This is a genomic window from Nocardia sp. NPDC049526 (assembly GCF_044465765.1).
In the GTDB taxonomy this organism is placed as follows: domain Bacteria; phylum Actinomycetota; class Actinomycetes; order Mycobacteriales; family Mycobacteriaceae; genus Nocardia.
Genome location: NZ_JBITMA010000011.1, coordinates 94818 through 118243 on the forward strand (window position 1 = coordinate 94818; position 23426 = coordinate 118243).

Consider the following 23426-nt stretch of genomic DNA (forward strand, 5'->3'; position numbering starts at 1 on the left):
AGTACAACGGGTGTGCAGCCGATACAGAGGGTGCTTGCGTACACAGCGGATGGGCCGTCGCTTTCCGTCAAGTTCCACTCCGACAGGCGCTACGCTGGGGCAATGACCGTTGAGCCGTTGCCTGACTGGGTGATCCCACCTGCTGGTGGATTCACCGTCGAGGACTTCTTGGAGCTGCGCGGCCTTCCCAAGCACACCGAACTGATCGACGGGAGTCTGATCTGCGTGAGTCCACAGGAAAAGTGGCACAGTCGAGTCATCTCACTTTTCCTGAGGGAACTGGATCTGCAGGCCCCGCCGCACTTGCGGGCTGATCGGGAGATGGCGGTGCGGCTCGGCAAGCGTCAGATGCCGGAGCCGGACGTTCTTATCGTTACCGCGGAGGCATTCGTCCGTGAGGACCCGTCGACGTATTACTTCGCCGAGGACCTCGTCCTCGCTGTGGAGGCCGTGTCCCCGGACTCCGAGGAGCGCGACCGCGAGACCAAGCCAGGCAAATACGCCAAGGCCGGGATTCCGCATTACTGGCGAATCGAGCGGCGGGACGCGGACGCCGTCGTCTACGCTTACGAACTCGATCCCGGCACAAGAACTTACGGCTCGGTCGGCATCTTCCACGACCGCCTGAAAATCAGCGTCCCCTTCCCGATCGACATCGACCTGACATCGATCGGGCGGCGCGGCTAACCGATGTAGCGCTGCAAACGGGCCGACAGGCGGGGTTCGAGGGGGCCGTCGGCCACGACGCGCTCCTCGACGTAGGCCAGGTCACCACCTTCGACGATGCCGTACAGGCGTTTGGCTCCGCCGACAACGATGCCGGATTGGCTGCGGATGACGACATCGGTGGCCAATTCCCAGGAGGACTGGGTCAGCGCGGTGCCGTAGAAGAGTTCGACGATGCCGGTGCTGTGGGTCAACAGCAGTTCGATGACCTCGTCATCACCGTCGATGCCGACCCGCCAGAAGCCGCTCTCGCGCAGATCCGGGCCGCCGTAGGAGCCGTCGGATTCGATGACCCAGGAACGCGAGTCCCAGGCCAGGTAGTCGCCACCGTCGTGCGAGACGATGATCTGCTGGCCGAAGCGGTAGTCGCCGCGAGCGGGATCGTTGCCCTCACCCTCACCGCGCCACACGCCGACCATCGGCAGCAGCGCCAGCATCGATGAACTCAGATCCGGACCGAGCCGCAGATTCGCGGTGTCCTCCGGCAGCGGCAGATCCGGTAGCACCGGAATATTGCGCGCACCAGTCCATTTCGCCCGTTCGGCAGCCTCGGCCACGGCCTCGTCGCCACTGCGGCGCGGCGCCGACTCAGCCGGGCCGTTGCCGTTCAGTTGTTCACTCGCTCGCTCGGCCGGGTTGGAACCTTCGCTCGCGAGTTCACTCATGATTCGGTGAACAACCGGTAGAAGACGTACAGGCCGAACCAGCCGATCAGAACGGCCACGGCCACCAGCAGAATCTCGAAGAAGAGGACCACAACTGGAGTCTAACGAGTTGCGTCCCGCCCAGCACAACGGCCCCGTTGCTTCCCAGCTACCGGGAAACGACGGGGCCGTCGGTGGAATTGCTACTTGGCGACTGCCACATCCACGGCGTGGATGCCCGCGCCCTCCGGCCGAACCTCGGCCGAGCCGTTGCCCGAGGAGGACAACGCCCGCACGGTCCACGCGCCCGGTGCCGCGAAGAAGCGGAAATCACCGGTGCCCGAGGCCACGACCTCGGCGGTGAAGTCACCGTTGCCGTCGAGCAGGCGCACGAACGCGCCGCCGACCGGCTGACCGTCGGTGCTCAGAACACGGCCGGTGATGACCGTTTCCTTCTCGACATCGACTCCGGCCGGAATGGCCTGTCCCTGGGTAGGTGCTGCGCACATGTGATTACTCTCCCAACTCGATCGGTGCACCGACGAGCGAGCCGTATTCGGTCCAGCTGCCGTCGTAGTTCTTGACATTCTGGTGGCCCAGCAGCTCCTGCAGCACGAACCAGGTGTGCGAGGAGCGCTCACCGATGCGGCAGTAGGCGATGGTGTCCTTGGCTCCGTCCAGCCCGGCCTCACCGTAGATCTCGGTCAGCTCGGCATCGGACTTGAAGGTGCCGTCCTCGTTCGCGGCCTTGCTCCACGGCACGTTGATGGCACCCGGGATGTGGCCGGGACGCTGGCTCTGCTCCTGCGGCAGGTGCGCCGGAGCCAGGATCTTGCCGGAGAACTCGTCAGGGGAGCGCACGTCGACCAGGTTCTTGGTGCCGATGGCGGCGATGACCTCGTCGCGGAACGCGCGGATGGTCAGGTCGGGCGCGGCGGCCTTGTACTGGGTGGCCGGGCGGTTCACGGCGTCGCGGGACAGCGGACGACCGTCGAGCTCCCACTTCTTGCGGCCGCCGTCGAGCAGCTTGACGTTGTTGTGGCCGTACAGCTTGAAGTACCAGTAGGCGTATGCGGCGAACCAGTTGTTGTTGCCGCCGTAGAGCACGACCTCGTCGTCGTTCCCGATGCCGCGCGCCGAGAGCAGATCGGAGAACTGCTCCTGGTTCACGAAGTCGCGACGAACCTGATCCTGCAGGTCCTTCTTCCAGTCGAGCCGAACGGCACCCTCGATGTGGCCGCCGTCGTAGGCGGAGGTGTCCTCATCGACCTCGACGAAGACGACGCCGGGGGCGTTGAGGTTCTCTTCGGCCCAGTCAACGGAGACCAGGACATCGGAGCGAGCCATGTTGTTCCTTTCGGGGTGGTGACTTGCAGTGTCAGTTCGCCGGGGACCCAGCGGTGTTCGCGTCAGGCCCGGAGGCGGTAGCTTGCGTGACCACGGAGGGCCCGCGAACACCGCCCATCGGCCCTGCCCGGCGGAGTCGGGCGACCAGCGGATAGATCTGGCAACCCAGGCAGATCCCGAACGCCGCATTCAAGAACGCCGCGAACAGGGCGAAGCCGGCGAACACCGCGCCGACGACGGTGGAGCCGACCAGGAAACCCAGCAGGCTGACGGCACTGAAGACCAGGCCGAGTAATTGGGCGAACCGCAGCGGTGCCACGGGTTCGGTTTCGAGGGTCGGACCCACGCGCGGTGCGACGAACGCGGCGAAGATCCGGCCGTAGGGATGCCGCCGCGGCCCATAGGCCGCGCCGATCGCGAAGACCACCGCCTGAGCGGCGATGAGCACCGCGGCGACCGGCGTCGAAACGGCGGCGGTCAGCACCACCAGAACGAGCACGCCGGTGGTGACCCACGCGGCGAAGCGTGGCCCGCGCACATCGACGACGGCGGGAATTCCGTTCTCAACGGCTGTGTTTCGGGAATTTGTGGACATTGTGCGTACTCCTGCGCTGAATTTCGCTGTTGGCGGGAAAAATGCCAGTTCGCCGGGGGATCAAAAGATCACTCGCACGACGGACGCAGGTCGGCATCAGGAATTCTGACGGAGCCGACCGCTCAGCCACACAGGCAGCAACAACCACCGAGGCGACACAGATCAACTGTGCGGCGTCGGGTGAGCATCAGCTCGTGGTTGGCTTGCACGCAGAGGAGTTTACCTGGTTCTGCCGGAGAATTGGACCCGGGGTTCGTCACAGTTGCTATCAACGCTTGTCACGCCCGGTTTTTCCACCGTCAGGGGCGATTCGCCGGAAGAGTTATCCCACGGTCAGCGGCTCGAGTGCGGTACGCAGGTCCGCGGATTTGGGGACCCCGGAGATCCGGAATCGTTCCCGCCCTTCGATATCGAAGACGAAGGTGGTCGGCAGCGAGAGCACGTTCAGTTCCTTGGCCAGCGCGGGCTCGGCATCGATATCGACCTCGATATCCAGCGGCGGGCGCGGCGATCCGGACAATTCCTCGGTCACCCCGGCGACCACGCGACGCACCGCGGCGCACGGTCCGCACCAGTCGGCGGAGAAGTGCAGTACCGCCGGGCCCGAGTTGTCGGCGCCGACCGATGCCAGCAGATCGGTGCGCGCCGATTCGTCCTGTGCCTCGGTGTCGCTCGCGCGCAGCTTGCCGTTGCGGCGCTGCAGCACCACTCCGACCGCAACCGCGGCAAGCACCACCACCAGCAGTATTGTGATTTCAATCATGGTCGCCGCAATCTGTCCAGGTCGATGGTCACGTTCTCGGCCTTGGCCTCGATGACGATCTGGCCGCCCTGTGCGGAGACCTTCGTCGGCCGCAGCCCGAACGGCAGTTCGTTCGTATCGATTGTCCGGGTGAATTGCTCGAGCACCTTGGGGCGCTCGGTATCGGTGACGACCGCGGTCGTCGTGGCATCACCCGTACCGCGGTAGATGCTGGTCGCGACGATCTTCACCTGATCGCCGTCGACCACCAGGTCTGCCGTCACACTCACATTGTCACCGCCGAGCGGTGCGCCCGGCTTGCTCGGCGTCTTGCCCGGCATGGTGCCGGTGAGCAGGAGCTGCCCGCCGGTGGTCATACCGGACCCGCCCGATCCGCCCGTTCCGTCGGATTTGTTCCCCGGCGCCGAATGTACTTGCAGGTCCGGGATTTTGAACAGCCTGCCGAGCTCCGTCGGCTCGAGCCGCATCTGTCCCTCGACCCGGTCCACCGGCACCGCGCGCACGTTCCCGTCGGTGAGGTCGCCGAGGGAAAGGTGAGCTCCGGTCAGCGTCGCGCCGATCGAAATTTCGCCGGGGATATCGGGTCGCATGACGCGCGCACGGATATCGACGGTCTGGTATCGGCCGTCGAGCGCCTGGGTGAGGAAGGGGAACCCATAGATGATCACGTCGGGATCCGCGGTGAGGTCGGCACCGACACGTAGGGCACGCGACACGCGGTACTCGGAGTAGGCGGCGGCGCCGAAATCGATGACTACCGCCAATGCCGCGAGGCACAGCAGCCCGATGATCAGCTTGCGCATGCGGGCAACACTACTTGGCGGTGCGTTTCGGGTATCGCACGTCTGTCCCGAGGTGCCACACTAACCCCGGATGGCGAGGTCATCGGTGTTCACGCGCTAATCTTGCATCCGATTACCTGTGATCAGCGACGTGGCCCCGGCGGTGTGGCTGTTGTCCGGAGCTATTAGATGGGAGGAGGGCTTGTGGAGCTGCTCCTGCTGACCTCCGACCCCAACCCTGAGTCGGTACTGCCAGCACTATCGCTGCTGGCGCACAATGTGCGCCCGGCGCCGACCGAGGTGGCGTCCCTGCTCGAGGCGGGGACCGCGGATGTTGCGCTGGTCGATGCGCGCACCGACCTGGCCGCGGCCCGCGGCCTGTGCCGACTGCTCGGCAGCACCGGGTCGTCGGTGCCGGTGGTCGCCGTGCTGACCGAGGGCGGGTTGGTCGCCGTCAATGCCGACTGGGGCCTGGACGACATTCTGCTGCCCGCTACCGGGCCGGCCGAGCTGGACGCCCGGCTGCGCCTGCTGGTCGGCCGCAACGGCGGTGTCGCCAGCCCGGAGAACACCGGCAAGATCACCCTCGGCGAACTGGTGATCGATGAGGGCACCTATACCGCCCGCTTGCGTGGTCGCCCGCTGGATCTCACCTATAAGGAATTCGAGCTCCTCAAATACCTCGCGCAGCACGCGGGCCGGGTCTTCACCCGGGCCCAACTGCTGCAGGAGGTCTGGGGTTACGACTTCTTCGGTGGCACCCGCACCGTCGACGTGCACGTGCGACGACTGCGCGCCAAGCTCGGCAGCGAATACGAATCGCTGATCGGCACGGTCCGCAATGTCGGCTACAAGGCCGTCCGCCCCGCGCGCAACAGCACCAAGGGCGACCACGTCGCCTTCCCCGACGACGAATCCGCCGAGGGCACCGACGACTCCCCGCCCGTCACCGTCAACGGATCCGTCCCGTAGCCGATGGAATGGCGCGCGGTATTCGCGCGTTCGTCGCGATGACGGGATCGACGAGGGAGACGCTCATGGGTGAGACGACGCTGCGGTGGAGCACGGAGCTCGATGCCGAGGTGGCGCGGACGGTGCGTGAACTGCTGGAGCGGGCCAGTGCCGAAGACGGTGTCGCACCGGTCTCCGAACAGGCCGTCCTCTCGCTCGTCGCGACCGATTCCGAAGCCGAACATCTGGTGGCGCTGCATGACAGTGTCGTCGCCGGATACGCGAATCTCGTTCCCGCACACGGCGAACACCCCGCAATGGCCGAGGTCGCCGTCGATCCGGCTGCGCGCGGCCATGGCATCGGTGCGGAATTGGTCTCGGCCGCGCTGACAAAGGGTGGATCGGGTGCCCGGGTCTGGGCACACGGAAATCGGGCCGCCGCCCAGGCGCTCGCGGCCCGACTCGGACTGCGCGTCGCACGGGAGTTGTGGCAGATGCGGCGGTCACTGGCAACGCCAGAGCTACCGGATTTGGTCGTTCCGGAAGGTAACGCGCTGCGGACCTACGAAGGCCCGGCGGACGATGCCGAACTGTTGCGTGTCAATAACGCGGCCTTCGCTTGGCATCCGGAACAGGGCGGCTGGACCGCGCGGGATATCGCCGTCCGCCGCGAAGAGTCCTGGTTCGACCCGAAGGGGCTGTTCATCGCGGTGGATCCGGCCGATCCGGGCCGCATCCTCGGATTCCACTGGACCAAGGTGCATTACGAGCAGAACCCACCGGTCGGCGAGGTCTATGTGGTCGGCATCGACCCGGCTGCGCAAGGCAGGGGACTCGGCCGCCTGCTCACCCTCGCGGGCCTGCGCTACCTGCGCGAACGCGACCTGCCAGAGGTTCTGCTCTATACCGAGGCCGACAACACCGCGGCCGTGCGCACCTACACGCGACTCGGCTTCGAACCGGCACATATCGATGTCGCGTATTCGGTCGCTGACTGAATAACAGGCGGCTCGCTGGGGTTGCTCGAGTAACACTGGGGCAAATGTCACACATGACGTGACCAATCGCGCCGGGCTGTTCACCCTCCGTTCACTCAGCCTGGTCCAAATGTCAACCGAGCGACCTTACGTTACATAAGGGCGGCACAGTTGCCGCCTGGTGCGCAAGTTCCCCGCGAACGGCACCACGAAACCCGCCCGGGCCGGTGAGGGACCGGGCGTGTCGAACGCGATTCCCCGGAGGAATAAGTGAACTTCAAGCGCAGCAGCGCCCTGATCGGTGTGCTGGCCGCCGTCGCCATGCCCCTGGCCGCCTGTGGCAGTGACGACAACACCTCTGCCAGCGGCGATTCCGCCGCCAAGGTCGATGTCGCCTGTGGCGGTAAGAAGGCCCTCAAGGCCAGCGGTTCCTCGGCGCAGAAGAACGCCATGGACCGCTTCGTCGCCGCCTACGAGGCCAACTGCAGCGGCTCCACGCTGAACTACACCTCCAGCGGTTCCGGCGCAGGCGTGAACGAATTCCTCGGCGGCCAGACCGATTTCGCCGGTTCCGACTCGCCCCTGAGTGACAAGAAGGGCGAGCCCGCCAAGGCTCAGGAGCGCTGCGGCGCCCCGGCGTGGAACCTGCCGACCGTCTTCGGTCCGATCGCCATCACCTACAACATCGACGGTGTGAGCGATCTGGTGCTCGACGGCCCGACCGCCGCCAAGGTGTTCAACGGCACCGTCGCCACCTGGGACGCCCCGGAGATCAAGGCACTGAACCCGACCGCCAAGCTGCCCTCGGACAAGATCTCGGTGATCTTCCGCAGCGATGAGTCGGGCACCACCGACAACTTCCAGCTCTACCTGGACGCCGCCTCCGACGGCGCGTGGGGCAAGGGCGCGGGCAAGACCTTCAACGGCGGTATCGGTGAGGGTGCCAAGGGCAACGAGGGCACCTCGGCCGCCATCAAGAGCACCAAGAACTCGATCACCTACAACGAGTGGTCCTTCGCCAAGGCGCAGAACCTGTCCATCGCGCAGGTCGTCACCTCGGCCTCCAAGGATCCGGTCAAGCTGACCCCGGAGTCCGCGGCCAAGGCCGTCGACAGCGTGAAGATCAAGGGCGAGGGCAACGACCTGGTGCTCGACACTTCGTCGTTCTACAAGCCGACCGCGGCAGGCGCGTACCCGATCATCCTGCCGACCTACGAGATCGTCTGCTCGAAGTACGCCGACGCCGATACGTCCAAGGCGGTCAAGGCATTCCTGACCTCGGCCGTCAACAACGGCCAGAAGGGTCTGGACACCGCGGGCTACGTTGCGATCCCGGACAAGTTCAAGACCAAGCTGACCACCGCGATCAACGCCATTTCCTGATAGCTGCCACGCCATGACCGTGCACCCTGAGGTGACCGCCGCGGACCAGTCGGACTCGACTGGTCCGCGGGCGGCTGGAGATACTGCCCCTATGTCGAGTGAACCGAGCACCGAACCGGCCTCACCGAAGGCCCGCCCCGGCCACAGCCAGAGGGCCGAGGTCATCTTCCGGTCGCTTGCCACCGCGGCCGGTGCGACGGTCGTGGCGGCCATCGCACTGATCGCGCTATTCCTACTGATCCGTGCGTGGCCCTCGATCATGGCGAACGAGGCGAACTTCTTCACCAGTAGCGAGTTCAACACCACCAATGCCGATCACCTGCGGTTCGGCATCCGGGACCTGCTCATGGTCACGGTGTTGAGCTCGATACTCGCGCTGGTGATCGCGGTGCCCATCGGTGTGGGCATCGCACTGTTCCTGACCCACTATTCGCCGAAGCCGATGGCGCGTCCGTTCGCGATGCTCGTCGATCTGCTCGCGGCGGTGCCGTCCATCGTGTTCGGTCTCTGGGGCTTCCTGGTGCTCGCGCCGCGACTCGAACCCGTCGAGACCTTCCTGAACAAGAATCTCGGCTGGTTCTTCCTGTTCTCCGACGGCAATGTGTCGATCTCCGGTGGCGGCACGATCTTCACCGCGGGCGTGGTGCTCGCGGTGATGATTCTGCCGATCATCACCTCCGTTTCCCGCGAAGTCTTCAACCTGACGCCCCGCTCGCATATCGAGGCCGCGCAGGCACTCGGCGCGACCAAATGGGAGATGGTCCGGATGACGGTGCTGCCCTACGGCCGCAGCGGTGTGATCGCCGGTTCCATGCTCGGCCTCGGTCGCGCGCTCGGTGAGACGATCGCGGTACTGGTGATCCTGCGCACCTCGGCACAGGCCGGACACTGGTCGCTGTTCGACGGCGGCTACACCTTCGCCTCCAAAATCGCCGCCGCCGCATCGGAATTCAGTCAGCCACTGCCGACCGGCGCCTATATCGCGGCCGGCTTCGTGCTGTTCGCGCTGACCTTCATCGTCAACGCGCTGGCGCGGCTCGTGTCCGGTGGAAGGGTGAACGGGTAATGACCACCACGACGACTCTCGACAAGCCGGTCAAGGCGCCCACCTTCCGGCATGTGAGCACGGCCCGCCGGGTCAAGAACAACATCGCGACCGCGGTGGTCTGGCTCTGCTTCGCCATCGCGCTCGTGCCACTGATCTGGGTGCTGTACATGGTGGTGTCGAAGGGCCTCGAGTCCGTCGTCTCGCCGGACTGGTGGCAGAAATCACAGAAGGGCATCCTGCCGGACCAGACCGGTGGCGGTGTGTACCACGCGATCTACGGCACCATCGTGCAGACCGTCGTCGCGGCGATCCTGGCGGTGCCGCTCGGCGTCATGGCCGCGGTTTACCTCGTCGAATACGGGCGTGGCGTGCTGGCCAAGGTCACCACCTTCATGGTCGACATCCTTGCGGGTGTCCCCTCGATCGTCGCGGCGCTGTTCATCTTCGCGCTGTGGATCGCGACCATGGGCTTCCCGCAGAGCTCCCTGGCGGTATCGCTGGCGCTCGTACTGCTCATGCTCCCGGTGGTGATCCGCAGCACCGAGGAAATGTTGAAGCTGGTTCCCGACGAGCTGCGCGAGGCGTCCTACGCGCTCGGAATTCCCAAGTGGAAGACCATCGTTCGGATCGTGGTGCCGACCGCGGCGCCCGGCATGATCAGCGGCATCCTGCTCTCGCTCGCCCGCGTCATGGGTGAGACGGCGCCGGTGCTGGTGCTGGTCGGCTACAGCAAGTCGATCAATACCAATCTGTTCGACGGCAATATGGCGTCGTTGCCGCTGCTGATCTACCAAGAGTTGGCGAACCCGGAACCGGCCGGCCGAGCCCGGGTGTGGGGCGCGGCGTTGACGCTGATCCTGCTGATCGCCCTGTTGTACGCGGCGGCCGCGGTCGTCAACAAGCTGCTCACGCGGAACCGATAGAAGCGAACGGAAAAATGGCCAAGCGGATCGACGTCAAAGACCTGAATATCTACTACGGCAAATTCCATGCGGTTGCCGATGTCAAGCTGTCGGTACTGCCGCGCAGCGTGACCGCCTTCATCGGCCCGTCGGGCTGCGGTAAGTCCACCGTGCTGCGTTCGCTCAACCGGATGCACGAGGTGACCCCGAATGCTCGCGTCGAGGGCGCGGTACTGCTGGACGGCGAGGACATCTACGGCTCCACCGTCGACCCGGTCGGCGTGCGCCGCACCATCGGCATGGTGTTCCAGCGCCCGAATCCGTTCCCCACCATGTCGATTCGCGACAATGTGGTGGCCGGACTGAAACTGCAGGGTGTGCGCAACAAGAAAGAGCTCGACGAGGTCGCCGAGCGTTCGTTGCGCGGCGCCAACCTGTGGAACGAGGTCAAGGACCGGCTGGACAAGCCGGGCGGCGGCCTCTCCGGTGGTCAGCAGCAGCGTCTGTGCATCGCGCGCGCCATCGCGGTATCGCCTGATGTGCTGCTGATGGACGAGCCGTGTTCGGCCCTGGACCCGATCTCCACTCTGGCGATCGAGGACCTGATCACCGAGCTGAAGAAGGAATTCACCATCGTCATCGTCACGCACAATATGCAGCAGGCCGCGCGTGTGAGTGACCAGACCGGCTTTTTCAACCTGGAGGCACAGGGCAAGCCGGGCAAGCTGATCGAGATCGACGATACCGAGAAGATCTTCTCCAACCCGGGACAGAAGGCCACGGAAGATTACATCTCCGGTCGCTTCGGATAAGAGGCAAGCCAAAAAGGCCCGCACTACGGTGCGGGCCTTTTGCTATGTCGGACACCGCTATTCGTGACCGCCGGGGCGCGTGACCGAGCCCCGGCGCGACGGTGCGTGCCGTGTTTCGTTGTCCGGCAGGATGTCTCGACTACAGCTCGACGTCGGGGTCCGGCGGCAGCTCGCCGGTGACCAGGAAGATCACCCGGCGGCCGATCTCCACGGCGTGGTCGGCGAAGCGCTCGTAGTAGCGGCCGAGCAGCGTCACATCGACGGCGGCGGCGACGCCGTACTTCCAGTCGCGATCCATCAGCAACGTGAATAGGTGACGGTGCAGATCGTCCATCGCCTCGTCGTCCTCGTTGAGCTGCGCGGCGCGCTCCGGATCACGGGACTCGAGCACCTCCTTGGCGCCCTCACCCATATTCACCGCGATGCGGCCCATTTCCGCGAAGTAGCCGTTCACCGCCTCGGGCACGGCGTGGTTCGGGTGACGGCGCCGGGTCACCTTGGCGACGTGCAGCGCCAGCGCGCCCATCCGGTTGACGTCCTGGACGATCTGGATCGCGCTCACTACCTGCCGCAGATCACCCGCCACCGGCGCCTGCAGCGCAAGCAGGGCAAACGATTTCTCCTCGGCATCGGTGATCATTTCGGCGATCCGGTCGCCCTCGCTGATCACCGACTCAGCCAGAGTGAGATCGGCCTGGAGCAGCGACTGGGTGGCCCGTTCCATCGCCGAACCCGCCAGACCGGCCATCTCGCCCAGCAGGTGGGCAAGGTCGGCCATTTGCTCGTTGTAGATGACACGCATGAATACAGACATTAGTGCCAGGTGCTGACCTAGTCACCAACACTGGGTTAATGGGTGGTGCCGAACGATTGCGAGGGTGTTGCCCCAGCTCGCGGTGGCACTACTTGCAGGTTTCGTCGGCGGCGTTGACGTGCTCCAGGTCCGAGGGCAGTGTGACCGGTTCCGCACTCGCCATGGTGACCGAAACGTTCGAGATCGGATCGCCGACCGGCGTAGGCGTGCGAATGGTCGGGTTATCGGCGCCGATCACGACCTCGACGATGCCGCCGAGACTATTCGACTGCTCCATCGTCGCCCCGGGCAGGGAACTGGCCACCGTGGCCGCCTCGGCCTCGTGACCGGGCCCGAAGCGCACCTTGGTGGCGACCTCGGAATTACCGCCGGAGTAATTGCCGGTGTTGTAGATCTGGAAGCCCTGATTGCCGAGCTTGGTCGCCGCCTTATTGGCCGCGCCTGCCGTCTCCGAACCATTGGAGACCAGCAGCGATACCGAACTCGGATCGACCGCGGTCAGCTTCGGTGGTGCCGGCTGGGCCGATGGGATCGAACCGGGGGCCGGGGTCGACTTCTTCTCGCCGGGCAGCGGCTGGTCATCGATGACGGCGCGGAAGATCGCCTTGATATCCGAATCGCGCGGGATCTCGTTGCCGTAGGAGGTGGTGCCCGCGGTCGGGATGGTCAGGAAGGTGACCGCGCCCGCGTCGACCTTCTGCAGCGAGCGGCCCAGGGTCAGCAAGTCTGTCGGTTGCACCTTGTCGACGAAGGTGTGGCTGGTGAATGCGGAGATGAAGCCGTTCAACTTGCCGGGATCGAAGAGCACCCGGCTCGACAGTGCGCCGCGCAGCAGCGAGGCCAGGAAGCGCTGCTGCCGGTTGATCCGGTCGTAGTCGCTGCGTTCTTCGCCGTAGACGTGCCTGGCGCGCACATAGTTGAGCGCAGTCTCGCCGTTGATGTGCTGATGGCCCGAGTTTTCCAGCACGGTGCCGAGGATGCCGTCGATGATCGGCTTGGGTGTGCAGACATCGACGCCGCCGACCTGATCGACCATCGCCTCGAATCCGGCGAAGTCGATGCCGATGAAGTGGCCGATGCTCAGACCCGTCATCTTGCGGATCACATTGACCAGACACTTCGGTCCGGCGAGTGCGTACACGGCATTGAGCTTGTCGCCCATGGCCGCAGGGAAGACCTCGTTGGTGTATTCGGCCTTGTCGTTGTCCCAGCCGTTGCACTGCGGACGGCTGACATCGAGGTCGCGCGGAAACGAGACCACCACGACGCGCGAGCGGTTCTTGGGGATGTTCACCAGCATGACGGTGTCGGCGCGGGAGCCCTCGGCATCGTCCAGGGTGCCTGCGCCGACCTGGCCGTTGACGCCGGCGCGGGTGTCGGTGCCGACGAGCAGGTAGTTCTCGTCGCCGAGTTGGGCGCCGGAGTCGAGGACGTCTTCCGGATGGTCGTCGAGCGCGGAGACCTGGGTGAAGCCATTGGCGGTCGAACGTAGATAGCTCCAGCCGCCGCCGGTGACCAGCAGCGCGACCACCGCACAAATTGTCAGGGTGGCCCGGCCCGCGACCTGCAGCCGCTTATTGCGGCGCTGTCGGCTCGCGGCGAGCCGGGACAGGCCGACACGGGTGGATGCGGCCGCGGTTTTCGGGGCGTCCGGGTCGGTGGTCGGCCAGCCGATGGTGCGCTTCTTCGGTCGCGGGGTCTCCTCGACCGGGGGGATTACGTCGGTGACGACCTCGGGCGGCTCTTTTCCGGAAACCGTCGATGCGCGGCGTTTCCCGGTGCGCGCGGTCGTCGTGCCCGCGATGTCGTCGACGACCGGGGAGGCCGCGGAACGGCGGGCGGCGTCGGCCTTGGCGGCTGGGGTGGCCGTCGTACGGGGTGCGTCGGTCTTGCGCCCGGCTGGGGTGCTCGATGTACGGGGTGCGTCGGTATTGCGTGCAGCCGGAGTGCTCGAGGTGCGGGGTGCGTCGGTCTTGCGCCCGGCTGGGGTGCTCGACGTGCGAGGCGCATCGCCTTTGCGTCCAGCTGGCATTGCGGATGTGCGAGGCGGTGCGTCGGCCTTGCGGCCGGCCGGGTTGGCCGAGGTGCGGGGTGCGTCGGCATTGCGTCCGGCGGGCATGGCCGAGGTGCGGGGCTGCGCGTCCGCTTGACGCGCGGAGGGAGCGCTCGATTTGCGCGGCGGGGTATCGGCTTGGCGTGCGGCGGACTCCGGCGGCTTCGGGGCGGCCCGGTTCGCATGCGTGGGCGGTGCATCCGGGGTGGCGGACCGACGTCTGCGCCCGCTGCGTTCGTTGTCGACCTTCTGGACCAGGTCCTGAACCGTCAGCGGTGTCGAGCCGGAATCGGGATCGGTATGTCGGGCTCTCCGGGACGACCGTGCACCGTCGCGCTCGGTGTAATCCGCCGTGGGATAGCGCTCCCACGGGGCGCGACCTCCGGGCCGTGGCGACTGCCCGTGCCGATCGTCACCCACCAACGAACCTCGCTTTTCGTCTCCGCTGCCGTTTCGGCCGCTTTCGACCCGCATGACCGATTCCGCCAATGATAACGATTCCGCCACAGCGAGCCAGCCCAGTGCGAAATCGACGGGCCGAGGATGTCTTGCGCATCTGGATGTGTGCTGGTCGGAGGGTTTTCTATGATCGGGTGAAAGTGCGATTGCACGTGCGAGTCGCTGGCCGGTCGCGCGAAACGATCAGCCGCCGCTGTGCATCAGATCCGCGCCCGCGGGGACGGCCGGATCGTCGGGATCGTCGAGCCAGCCGTGCGGCAGCGCCACCTTGCCCGGCGAACCCTGACGGCCGCGCGGTCCCTCGGCGTCGCGGGGGAATGGCGCGGTCGGATCGAGTTCGCCGACGAGGTCCTGCAATTGGGTGAGACTCGACACAGTGGCGAAGGAGCGGCGCAGGTCCGCACCGACCGGAAAGCCCATCAGATACCAGGCCATATGCTTGCGCAGATCGCGCATGGCCTTGTCCTCGCCGAGGTGTTCGGCGAGCAGCGCCCCGTGCCGGTACAGCACCTCGCCGACGCGGCCGAGATTCGGCGCCTCGGGCAGTGCTTCGCCGCGCAGTGCCGCCTGCAATTCGGCGAACAGCCACGGGCGACCAAGGCAGCCGCGGCCGACAACGACTCCGTCGCAACCGGTTTCGTCCATCATGCGCACCGCGTCGGCGGCCGAGAAAATATCGCCGTTGCCGAGCACGGGAATCGTCGTGACGGCTTCCTTGAGCCGCGCGATCTTCGTCCAGTCGGCCTGGCCCGAATATCGCTGTGCGGCGGTACGGGCGTGCAGCGCTACGGCCTTGGCGCCCTCGGCCTCGGCAATGCGGCCCGCGTCCAAGTAGGTGAGGTGGTCGTCGTCGATGCCGATCCGGAACTTCACCGTCACCGGAACACCGGCCGGTTCGGCGCCGGAAACCATCGCCTTGACGATCTTGCTGAACAGCGCGCGCTTGTACGGCAGCGCCGCGCCGCCACCCAGTCGAGTGACCTTCGGAACGGGGCAGCCGAGGTTGAGATCGATGTGATCGGCCCAACCCTCGCCGACAATGATCCGCACGGCCTCGCCGAGTGTGGCCGGATCCACACCGTAGAGCTGCATCGAGCGCGGATGCTCGTCCTCGTCGAAGGACATCATGTGCAGCGTCTTCTCATTGCGCTCGACCACCGCTCGCGCGGTGATCATCTCGCACACATAGATCGACGTAGAGCTGCCGAACTCCCGGCACAACTTCCGAAACGCGAGGTTGGTGATGCCCGCCATCGGCGCGAGCACCACCGCCGGATCGACCGGATACGGTCCGATCCGCAGCGTGCTCTTGGCTTCGGCAGTAATCGTCACGCCCACCAGTCTCTCATCAGCGGCCGGGCTGTTCCCAAGCCGCATGCGCTGACGTGCGCTGATTCACCTGCTATTCGCCGCGAAGCCTGCGGTGGTAGATCTCCCGCACAGCCGGGTCGGGTTGTGCGTAAGCCGTTGTCGCGCCGGTGAATTTGGCGACACCCAGCTGCGCGCGGTAGGGCAGCAGCTGTGCTGATTTGATGATGGCCGCGAGTCGGCGCGGCACGGTCACCAGTGGTTTGTCCTGTCGCACCGATTTCACGATCGCCTGCGCGACATCCTCCGGATCCACCGTGGTCAGCGGCGTAATCCAGGCCGGCATATTGGCGCCGGCGGACAGTTCGGTGCGCACGATGCCCGGCAGCACCGCGCCGACGTGCACGCCGTGCTCCTTCATCTCCAGATGCAGCGCCGAGGTGAAACCGACTACCGCGTGCTTGGTCGCGCAATAGGTGGCCAGGCCCGGAAAGCCCTGTGTCCCAGCCAAAGACGCGATATTGATCAGATGCCCGCTGCCGCGGTCCATGAACCGCTGGACGGCCAGACGCGAGCCGTGGACGACGCCGATGAGGTTGATATCGATGATCCGCTGGGTCATCGCCTCGTCCTCGTCGGCGAACAATCCGGTCGGCATGATGCCCGCATTGTTGACCAGCACGTCCAGCGGTCCGAGCTCGCTGTCCACGCTGTCGAGGAAGGCGGCGAAGGAGGCCTTGTCCGTGACGTTCAGCGGCAGGCCGACGATCTTGGCATCCGGATCGGCGCCCAACTCCACAGCCGTCTTGGCGACCAGTTCGACATCGATATCACCGATCGCGACCGCGGCGCCCGCCGCGAGAAATGCCTCGGCGCTCGCGCGTCCGATACCGCGCGCCCCTCCGGTGATCGCGACAACCTTCCCGGTGAGCGCTCCGTCGCCCTTCGATGTGCTGGACATATCCTCGGCCTCCTGCGGTCCTCTGAGCCATGGCCGGTCAGCGCGGCGCGCCGTCGGCGGCAATACCACCAGTGTCGAGGTTCGCGGCCGGATCGTCGGTGGATTCGGAATCAGATGTCCCATCTCGGATCGGTGTCCCGGCGCCGAGGGCACTCCGACCTTCTCAGACGCCCTCAGTAGCCTGTTACTCACGGGTAGCGCCCGTGACCACCAGACTCACCGGGAGAGGGCGAATGACAGAACGGATCGAGGGCACCGCATCGGGCGGGGACGACTCCGGCGGCGAGTTGGGTAAGACTGCCGAGACCAAGGCGTCCCATACGAAGGCCGGCAAGTCCGGACAGCAGCCGGATCGGCAGTCGGGGACCGTGTCGATTCGCATCTCCACCGTCGTCCTCGGTGCGGTAATCGGCGCATTGGTAATCGCGGTCGCCGTGCTGGGCGGTTTTCTCGTCTCGGCCCGCGATGATCTCGCCGATCGGAACGATCGGGAAGCCGCGGATAAGAAGGCCGAGCAGGTGGCCACCGAATACGCGGTCGGCGCGGCCACCGTCAATTACCAGGACATCCCGTCATGGGTGGCCAAGCTGAAGGCGAATACCGTTCCGCAGTTGGCGAATAAGTTCGATGCGACCGCGCCCAAGCTCGAACAGATTCTGGTTCCGTTGAAGTGGACCTCCACCGCCGCGCCGATTACCGCAAAGGTGATGTCGGAGCAAGGCGGTATCTACAAAGTCGATGTGTTCGTAAATGTGAGTTCGACGAATGCGCAGAGTCCGGAAGGCGCGCAGACAACGGTGACCTACAACGTCACGCTGGATAAGAACTCGGATTGGAAGATCACCGATGTGGGCGGTGTCGACGGCGCACTGCCGGTGAAGTAGCGCCGCAAGGAGTTTCGGCTTGTTGAAGCTATAAGTTCGCCACTGAGATCGGGCGTTGCCGAAAATAAACGCGCCGCCGCCGGAGAAATCCGGTGGCGGCGCGTTTACGTTTGCGGGTCGAGATCAGCCGGCGGCGACCCCGGCGAGTTCGCGCTTCTTCGCCTCGCGGGCGAGCATGCGGTCGCGCTGCTCTTCGAACTTGACGACGTCCTGACTCAGCTTCTCCAGGAACAGGCTGAGCCGTTCGCGCACGGCCTCGCCGCGTGCGGTGAAATCGGTGCGTTCGAAGATGTTCCACTTCTTCAGCACGGGCTGCACCACATCTTCGAGGTGCTGGCGCAGATCGTAGATGCCGTGCTTGGCCATCAGTACGCCGTTGCGGCGGAAGTTGGGCATACCGGCGCCGGGCATCTGGAAGTTCTCCAGGATCAGTGTGATCGCCTCGAGCGCCTGGTCCGGGGACAGATCCAGGGCCGCGCCGCACATGTTGCGGTAGAAGATCATGTGCAGGTTCTCGTCGGCGGCGACGCGCTGCAGCATGCGGTCGGCGATGGGGTCGTCACAGACCCGGCCGGTATTGCGGTGGCTGACCCGGGTGGCCAGCTCCTGGAAGGTCACGTACGCGACAGAGTGCAGGAAGCCCGCATCGGCTTCGGTCGGCGAAGCGAATCCGTTGGTCATGTGGATCATGCGCGCCTCTTCGAGCGCCACGGGATCGACGCCACGGGTCACCACGAGGTAATCGCGCATGACGATGCCGTGGCGGTTCTCCTCGGCGGTCCAGCGACCCACCCAGGTGCCCCAGGCGCCGTCCTGCGAGAAGTTCTCGGCGATCTCTCGGTGGTAGGAGGGCAGATTGTCTTCGGTGAGCAGGTTCGTGATCATGGCCGCCTTCGCGACTTCGTTCAGTCGGGACTGCTCAGGGTCCCAGTCCACCCCGCCGAGTGCCGCGAAGTTGCGGCCCTCATCCCACGGGACGTAGTCGTGCGGATGCCATTCCTTTGCCAGGGAGAGGTGCCGGTTGACGTTTTCTTCGGCAACCGGCTCCAACTCCGTGAGCAGCTCGAGTTGAGTCAGATCCCTTGCCATATACAAGCCCTTCATGTGTGTGCGCTCTTGCTGGTCAGTCCCCCGGGTAGACCGTGTGCCGATGCGGCCATACCTTACGGCACCGTAGGTGTGATGCGAAACGCATCTGGCTGACAAATAAGACCTCGTGACAGAGGTCATACGCCGACGTCGGCGTTCGACAACCACACCGATTGTAGGGGCTCGGCCCGCAGCTAGGGGTGTATCGCTACGGGCCGAGAGTCGTTAGCCCAGCGTGCCGTAACGCACAAAGCCGCTGGTGTCGCCGCTGCGATCGTTCCGCGTTCGCCACCGGAAAGTCCGCGTGGGTGCACCACCTGTGTTCTCGGCCAACGCTTCTCCGAGCACGCCGCCGATGCCTCCACACTTGCCGCTGCCGCCGAGCGGACCGCCGAGCATGTGTCCGACGCCGTCGCCGGACTGCGCCTGTGGGGCGCGCCACTGCCCAGCTGCTCGACCGGATGGGCCATCACGATACGGGCCGGCATCGGCGGCCGGATCAATGCCGCTGGTGCCCTCCTGCACGCCGAGGGCTGATCCAGCGCGTCGACCAACGAAGCCGCGCCCTCGGCTCGGTCGCCCCGGGGGGCAATCAACCGAGCAATGCCGCCTCTACCGCCTTCGTGTCGATGGCATGGTCGACCTGTCGGCGATCTGTCCAATAGCAATCTGAGGGAGCCGAATCATCGAGCGAAGTCATCGGCACCGCCTGTTGCCGAGGGATGCCCCCGGGTGTGCGGGCTGCGGCCGACGGTATGGAAAGCGTGCCGCGGAATGTGGTGTTTCATGGCCGCAGCCGATGCGTTTCGCGACTGCGTGCGGTCTGGAATATGACTCAGGCGTCCGGTATGGAAACCGGACGCCTGAGAAGGTGCCCCCAGTAGGGCTCGAACCTACGACCTGCGGATTAAAAGTCCGTAGCTCTACCAACTGAGCTATAGGGGCGCGGATGGACAGTGTAGTGGGCCGGGCGGGGATCGGGTAACCGGGGGCGGGGCGCGTCGGCTGGGGGCGTGGATCGGTTCGCTCGGGGTTGTCGGGTGCCGGTGTCGAGTCGTGCTGGCGCACCGGGTAACACGATGCGTGCGGGTAGCGATGCTGCCGGTAAACAATTGGTACCCAGCTTTGTTCATTCCTACCGCGCCGCGATACCATCCAATCATGTTGCGTACCAATGTCTTTGGATTTGCGGGGGGTGTAGGGCCAGTGCGCGGGGGGACGCAGCGAGGCGACTGGCCGGTGTCGCGCGGTCGGCGCCGCGGCGACCGGGCCGCTGGTCGACTCGGGTGAACAGTGCTGCGACGCTGTCGAATTCGGAAATCCGAGGCATCACTTTGCTCGATTGCGTGAAGTTTGCCGTAACAGATATCCGGATGTTTCGGCCGCTGGAGTCTTCGGTTTGCCGCGTGTCGGATGGTGTTTCCGGGTACGGTGACGACTTGGTGAATTACGGAAGAATCGCCGACTTACCCGGCGATCCGGAATTCGGCTTATCGTTGGTGTGCCCGAACGTGTCGCGGCCGGTTCGACCGATCGCGACTTCCTACGAATCGACGCCGGGGGAGGCAGATCCGAGACGAAGTAATGCCCAGGTGCGCACCCCCTGCGGCGCACCTGGGCAAGGAAACTATACCAGCTGGTGTGTTTCAGGATTTTCCCAAGTTTTCGTACCGAAAGTTTGAAACGGGGCGAAATCCCGGTTTGAAGTATTGATAAAACTCATAACTTCGCGCCAAGGGTTTGTTCCTTTGGGGGCACCGATTGGCGACGAGTAGGCTTCGGAGGCGTTTCGAGCATGGCACGGCAGCAAGAGCGGGCCCGCCGGACACGCGCGGCGATAATCAGGTCCGCCGCCGTTGAGTTCGGGAAGAGCGGCTATGCCGCTGCATCGCTCAACCGCATTTTGGAAGGTTCACGCGCCACCAAGGGCGCCATGTACTTTCATTTCGATTCCAAGGAAGATCTCGCACGCGCGGTACTCGAGACCGCGGTCGACCGATACCGCACATCGGCCGAGCGTTGGCTTGCCAGAACGGATCTCGGTCCACTCGACGTTCTGCACGGCATGGTCGACGAGGTGGCATTGCGACTCGAGCACGACATCATCGTGCAGGCCGAATTCCGGTTGATCATCGAACCGGACTTCTATCGCGATGTGCAGACCGGCGGCGGTCGAATACTCGGCCGCGCCACCAGAGCACTCGCGGTTCGCGCCATCGATCAGGGCCAGCTGCGCGCCGACGCCGACCCGGACCGCTTCACCCGCACCATCTCTGCCGCCCTCGCCGGCCAGCGCTATCTGATCGACATCCTCGGCAGTGGGGTCGATCTGCGGGCCCGGTTCCAGGAGGCGCTCGAGGTCGTCGTCGAGGCGATGGCCACCCCGGAGTGGGCGGAGAAGTTCCGCAACGACGGCTGGCGTGCACAGGCTCGACTCGAAGAGCTCGGTTTGGGAGCCTGAACAGCCGATTTGGGAAACGCGGCCGATCTGTCATAAGCTATCCCAGCTCCCAACGGACAGCCGTTGAAGCCGGTCCGGAGAAATCCGGGGCGAGCCCCCTTCGTCTAGCGGCCTAGGACGCCGCCCTTTCAAGGCGGTAGCGCGGGTTCGAATCCCGTAGGGGGTACGATCTTCGGATCGTTGGAAGCAACGCAAGGCCCTGTGGCGCAGTTGGTTAGCGCGCCGCCCTGTCACGGCGGAGGTCGCGGGTTCGAGTCCCGTCAGGGTCGCAAAGTAAGCGCCGGAGCAATCCGGCGTTTCGCGTATGGCATTCACCACGGGTGCCTGCGGCCAGGTAGCTCAGTTGGTACGAGCGTCCGCCTGAAAAGCGGAAGGTCGCCGGTTCGATCCCGGCCCTGGCCACCAAATCCCCTCGGCATATCACCTGGCCGGGGGGATTTTTCATATCTGGGCTCAGGTTATCGAACTCGACCGAAGTGGCGAATGTCCCGGCGCGCATCGGTGTCCGGTGCGTATGTTGGAGCCTGCAACTCAGGGGGTGAGCTTCGTCGGCTCCGGCGGACGGGCGTACTCCGAAACACATCAGGCAAGTGAAGCAGGTGTTGAGCAGAACCGAAGGACTGCGATTCGAAGGAGGAAATCTCATGCGATTCGTCAAGACCGGTGTTCTCGCTGTAGCGCTGGCCGGTGCCCTCATGACCGGGGCCGGCATCGCACACGCCGACGAAAGCATCACCGTGGACGCCACGTTGCTTGGCTGCGCGATGCAGGCCGGGATCAGCGCATCCGACCTGACGGAGGCCAATATCGGCCGCTCTATCACTGTCTCCGATGAGGTTGCCGCCCAGCTCAGGGCGAAAGGTTGCCTCTAACCGGTCTCGCCGGTCGTCCTGGCCGTCACAAGCCAGGACGACCGGCTTTTCGACTGTGCCGCATCGGTACGCACAAGGGGACGGATCTTGGGGGTCGAGGTGGAAATCGGGGGTCTGTTGATCATGGTGGTGGGATGCTGGGGGGATGGCGGAGAAGTGGTACTACTGCTTGAAGCATCAGCGGGCCGAGAGTGGGAAGCAGTGTTGGTTCCGGGATCGGATGGGGCCGTATCCGGATCGGGCTACTGCTGAGCGGGCGTTGGAGATCGTGCATGCGCGCAACGCTCGTGCGGATGCTCGGGATCGGGATTGGCGCGATGGGGAGAAGTGAGGGCGCGCCAGGGGTGGTGTGCGGCAACTGATTTCGATGTTGATCCGGGGGTGGTCGGCGGGGTGGGTGACGCGATTTCCGAGGTAGTCGGCATGTCGCGGGTATTCGGGTGGCGGTGTGAGCGTGCGGGCGCTCAGGTGGTCTTCAGTTCGATCAAGTACGGTTCTTGGCAATCAGACGAGTGCTCCGGGTCCTGTCGTGGGTCTGCGGGCTGGAACAGGTGAGCAGGGAGGGCGACCCTTGAGGGTTACCGTTGTTGTGCCGACCTACAACGAGCGGGAGAATCTGCCGGTTGCGGTGGAGCGGCTGACGGCGCTGCCGGTGCCCGATCTGCATGTGCTCGTGGTGGATGACAATTCGCCGGACGGGACCGGTGAGATCGCCGACAAGCTGGCGGCCGAGCTACCGAATGTCGTCGGCGTACTGCACCGCACCGAAAAGGACGGATTGGGCCGCGCCTACGTGGCCGGGATCACCCGGGCACTGGACGAGGGCGCCGATGTGGTGATCCAGATGGACGCCGACCTGTCGCATCCCGCTGAGGTCATTCCGGCGATGCTGGAGAAGCTGGATACCACCGATGCCGGTGTCGTGCTCGGGTCCCGCTACGTGCCCGGCGGGTCCACCGCCGAGGAGTGGAAGTGGTACCGCAAGGCGCTGTCCGCCTGGGCCAACTTCTACGTGAATCTCATACTGCGTCTGGGCGTCAAGGACGCGACCGCCGGATTCAAGGCATGGAAGGCCGATACGCTGCGCGCAATCGACGTGGCCTCGATTCGCAGCAACGGGTACTCGTTCCAGGTCGAGATGAACTACCGCACCGTCAAGAAGGGCATCACGATCGCCGAGGTGCCGATCCGGTTCGAAGAGCGCACCCTCGGCGCCTCCAAGATGAGCCTCAAGGTGCAACTTGAATCCGCGCTGATGCCGTGGAAGCTGCTGTTCGGGCGTACAGTCTGACGCCCCCTGCGACGACTGGGCACCCCGTCACCAACGGGGCCACCCCGTCCGCCAGCCGGGCATAGGTGCACTAGCTGGGCATTGGTCCGCTAGGCGGGCATTGGTGCACTTAGCCGGGCATCGGTCCGCTAGCCGGGCATTGGTGCACTTAGCCGGGCATCGGTGCACTTAGCCGGGCATTGGTCCGCTAGGCGGGCATTGGTGCACTTAGCCGGGCATCGGTCCGCTAGCCGGGCATTGGTGCACTTAGCCGGGCATCGGTCCGCTAGCCGGGCATTGGTGCACTTAGCCGGGCATTGGTCCG

24 protein-coding genes and 4 tRNA genes are annotated in these 23426 nt (G+C 65.2%); 16 read left to right on the forward strand and 12 right to left on the reverse strand.

What is annotated here, in order from left to right; genetic code table 11:
* The first annotated feature begins 102 nt into the window (after positions 1 to 102).
* Positions 103 to 687, forward strand: a complete 585-nt coding sequence (locus ACIBW7_RS31190) for a Uma2 family endonuclease (protein ID WP_397052562.1) — start codon at positions 103 to 105, stop codon at positions 685 to 687.
* Here ACIBW7_RS31190 and ACIBW7_RS31195 read toward each other — a convergent pair.
* From ACIBW7_RS31195 to ACIBW7_RS31220, 6 genes are all read right to left on the reverse strand, one after another.
* On the reverse strand, positions 684 to 1391 hold the full coding sequence (locus tag ACIBW7_RS31195) for an FABP family protein (protein ID WP_063044459.1): 708 nt from the start codon (positions 1389 to 1391) through the stop codon (positions 684 to 686). The two genes, ACIBW7_RS31190 and ACIBW7_RS31195, sit on opposite strands and share 4 nt — an antisense overlap.
* Before the next feature lie 182 nt (positions 1392 to 1573).
* Positions 1574 to 1879, reverse strand: a complete 306-nt coding sequence (locus ACIBW7_RS31200) for a DUF1416 domain-containing protein (protein ID WP_062988334.1) — start codon at positions 1877 to 1879, stop codon at positions 1574 to 1576.
* Positions 1880 to 1883: 4 nt separating this feature from the next.
* Positions 1884 to 2717 (reverse strand): sulfurtransferase, encoded by an 834-nt coding sequence (locus ACIBW7_RS31205; protein WP_397052564.1) that lies wholly within the window; start codon positions 2715 to 2717, stop codon positions 1884 to 1886.
* Between the two features lie 31 nt (positions 2718 to 2748).
* A complete protein-coding gene (locus ACIBW7_RS31210) occupies positions 2749 to 3312 on the reverse strand; it encodes a DUF4395 domain-containing protein (RefSeq protein WP_397052566.1) in 564 nt (187 codons plus the stop codon).
* Positions 3313 to 3634: 322 nt separating this feature from the next.
* Entirely contained in the window at positions 3635 to 4075 is a 441-nt protein-coding gene (locus ACIBW7_RS31215) for a thioredoxin family protein (protein ID WP_364485811.1), read from the reverse strand.
* Positions 4072 to 4878 carry an LmeA family phospholipid-binding protein gene (locus tag ACIBW7_RS31220; protein WP_397052569.1) on the reverse strand — a complete coding sequence of 269 codons (807 nt, stop codon included), beginning with the start codon at positions 4876 to 4878 and terminating at the stop codon, positions 4072 to 4074. Before ACIBW7_RS31220 ends, ACIBW7_RS31215 begins: the two co-directional genes overlap by 4 nt.
* 183 nt (positions 4879 to 5061) lie before the next feature.
* Between ACIBW7_RS31220 and ACIBW7_RS31225 the strand changes: the two genes are divergently transcribed.
* The 6 genes from ACIBW7_RS31225 (at position 5062) to pstB (ending at position 10930) form a co-directional block, all read left to right on the forward strand.
* On the forward strand, positions 5062 to 5829 hold the full coding sequence (locus ACIBW7_RS31225) for a winged-helix domain-containing protein (protein WP_397052571.1): 768 nt from the start codon (positions 5062 to 5064) through the stop codon (positions 5827 to 5829).
* A 65-nt stretch (positions 5830 to 5894) separates the two neighbouring features.
* Positions 5895 to 6806 (forward strand): mycothiol synthase, encoded by a 912-nt coding sequence (mshD, locus tag ACIBW7_RS31230; protein ID WP_397052573.1) that lies wholly within the window; start codon positions 5895 to 5897, stop codon positions 6804 to 6806.
* A gap of 249 nt (positions 6807 to 7055) precedes the next feature.
* Complete coding sequence (gene pstS / locus ACIBW7_RS31235; protein ID WP_397052575.1) at positions 7056 to 8168, forward strand: phosphate ABC transporter substrate-binding protein PstS; 1113 nt, start codon at positions 7056 to 7058, stop codon at positions 8166 to 8168.
* Between the two features lie 91 nt (positions 8169 to 8259).
* Positions 8260 to 9234 (forward strand): phosphate ABC transporter permease subunit PstC, encoded by a 975-nt coding sequence (pstC, locus tag ACIBW7_RS31240; RefSeq protein ID WP_397052577.1) that lies wholly within the window; start codon positions 8260 to 8262, stop codon positions 9232 to 9234.
* Complete coding sequence (pstA, locus tag ACIBW7_RS31245; RefSeq protein WP_397052579.1) at positions 9234 to 10139, forward strand: phosphate ABC transporter permease PstA; 906 nt, start codon at positions 9234 to 9236, stop codon at positions 10137 to 10139. The genes pstC and pstA overlap by 1 nt, the downstream gene beginning before the upstream one ends.
* Positions 10140 to 10153: 14 nt before the next feature.
* Positions 10154 to 10930, forward strand: a complete 777-nt coding sequence (gene pstB / locus ACIBW7_RS31250; protein ID WP_040686399.1) for a phosphate ABC transporter ATP-binding protein PstB — start codon at positions 10154 to 10156, stop codon at positions 10928 to 10930.
* Between the two features lie 139 nt (positions 10931 to 11069).
* Here pstB and phoU read toward each other — a convergent pair whose 3' ends face one another.
* The 4 genes from phoU to ACIBW7_RS31270 all read right to left on the reverse strand — a co-directional run bounded on the left by phoU (position 11070) and on the right by ACIBW7_RS31270 (position 16525).
* Positions 11070 to 11732, reverse strand: coding sequence for a phosphate signaling complex protein PhoU (gene phoU, locus ACIBW7_RS31255; protein ID WP_397052582.1), 663 nt, complete (start codon positions 11730 to 11732; stop codon positions 11070 to 11072).
* 100 nt (positions 11733 to 11832) lie between these two features.
* Positions 11833 to 14217, reverse strand: a complete 2385-nt coding sequence (locus ACIBW7_RS31260; RefSeq protein WP_397052584.1) for an LCP family protein — start codon at positions 14215 to 14217, stop codon at positions 11833 to 11835.
* A gap of 222 nt (positions 14218 to 14439) precedes the next feature.
* Positions 14440 to 15588: a tRNA dihydrouridine synthase DusB gene (dusB, locus tag ACIBW7_RS31265; protein ID WP_397052586.1), complete on the reverse strand. Its 1149-nt coding sequence runs from the start codon at positions 15586 to 15588 to the stop codon at positions 14440 to 14442.
* Positions 15589 to 15658: 70 nt separating this feature from the next.
* Positions 15659 to 16525 carry an SDR family oxidoreductase gene (locus ACIBW7_RS31270; RefSeq protein WP_397052588.1) on the reverse strand — a complete coding sequence of 289 codons (867 nt, stop codon included), beginning with the start codon at positions 16523 to 16525 and terminating at the stop codon, positions 15659 to 15661.
* 233 nt (positions 16526 to 16758) lie between these two features.
* On the opposite strand from ACIBW7_RS31270, the gene ACIBW7_RS31275 reads away from it, so the two are divergent.
* Positions 16759 to 17409 (forward strand): hypothetical protein, encoded by a 651-nt coding sequence (locus tag ACIBW7_RS31275; protein WP_397052590.1) that lies wholly within the window; start codon positions 16759 to 16761, stop codon positions 17407 to 17409.
* Between the two features lie 123 nt (positions 17410 to 17532).
* Here ACIBW7_RS31275 and ACIBW7_RS31280 read toward each other — a convergent pair whose 3' ends face one another.
* Positions 17533 to 18498, reverse strand: coding sequence for an acyl-ACP desaturase (locus tag ACIBW7_RS31280; protein ID WP_397052592.1), 966 nt, complete (start codon positions 18496 to 18498; stop codon positions 17533 to 17535).
* Between the two features lie 399 nt (positions 18499 to 18897).
* On the opposite strand from ACIBW7_RS31280, the gene ACIBW7_RS31285 reads away from it, so the two are divergent.
* On the forward strand, positions 18898 to 19035 hold the full coding sequence (locus tag ACIBW7_RS31285; RefSeq protein WP_397052594.1) for a hypothetical protein: 138 nt from the start codon (positions 18898 to 18900) through the stop codon (positions 19033 to 19035).
* A 335-nt stretch (positions 19036 to 19370) separates the two neighbouring features.
* On the opposite strand, the gene ACIBW7_RS31290 is transcribed toward ACIBW7_RS31285, so the two are convergent.
* Positions 19371 to 19443: transfer RNA gene (locus ACIBW7_RS31290), tRNA-Lys, on the reverse strand.
* A gap of 850 nt (positions 19444 to 20293) precedes the next feature.
* Between ACIBW7_RS31290 and ACIBW7_RS31295 the strand changes: the two genes are divergently transcribed.
* From ACIBW7_RS31295 to ACIBW7_RS31325, 7 genes are all read left to right on the forward strand, one after another.
* The gene (locus ACIBW7_RS31295; protein WP_364485848.1) at positions 20294 to 20959 is read left to right on the forward strand and encodes a TetR/AcrR family transcriptional regulator; all 666 of its coding nucleotides are present in this window, start codon (positions 20294 to 20296) and stop codon (positions 20957 to 20959) included.
* 93 nt (positions 20960 to 21052) lie between these two features.
* A tRNA-Glu gene (locus ACIBW7_RS31300) sits at positions 21053 to 21125 on the forward strand.
* Between the two features lie 29 nt (positions 21126 to 21154).
* Positions 21155 to 21228, forward strand: a tRNA-Asp gene (locus ACIBW7_RS31305).
* Positions 21229 to 21287: 59 nt separating this feature from the next.
* Positions 21288 to 21364: transfer RNA gene (locus ACIBW7_RS31310), tRNA-Phe, on the forward strand.
* A 239-nt stretch (positions 21365 to 21603) separates the two neighbouring features.
* On the forward strand, positions 21604 to 21831 hold the full coding sequence (locus tag ACIBW7_RS31315) for a hypothetical protein (protein WP_397052597.1): 228 nt from the start codon (positions 21604 to 21606) through the stop codon (positions 21829 to 21831).
* Positions 21832 to 21976: 145 nt separating this feature from the next.
* The gene (locus ACIBW7_RS31320) at positions 21977 to 22162 is read left to right on the forward strand and encodes a hypothetical protein (protein ID WP_397052599.1); all 186 of its coding nucleotides are present in this window, start codon (positions 21977 to 21979) and stop codon (positions 22160 to 22162) included.
* Between the two features lie 240 nt (positions 22163 to 22402).
* On the forward strand, positions 22403 to 23122 hold the full coding sequence (locus ACIBW7_RS31325) for a polyprenol monophosphomannose synthase (RefSeq protein ID WP_397052601.1): 720 nt from the start codon (positions 22403 to 22405) through the stop codon (positions 23120 to 23122).
* Positions 23123 to 23426: the final 304 nt, after the last annotated feature.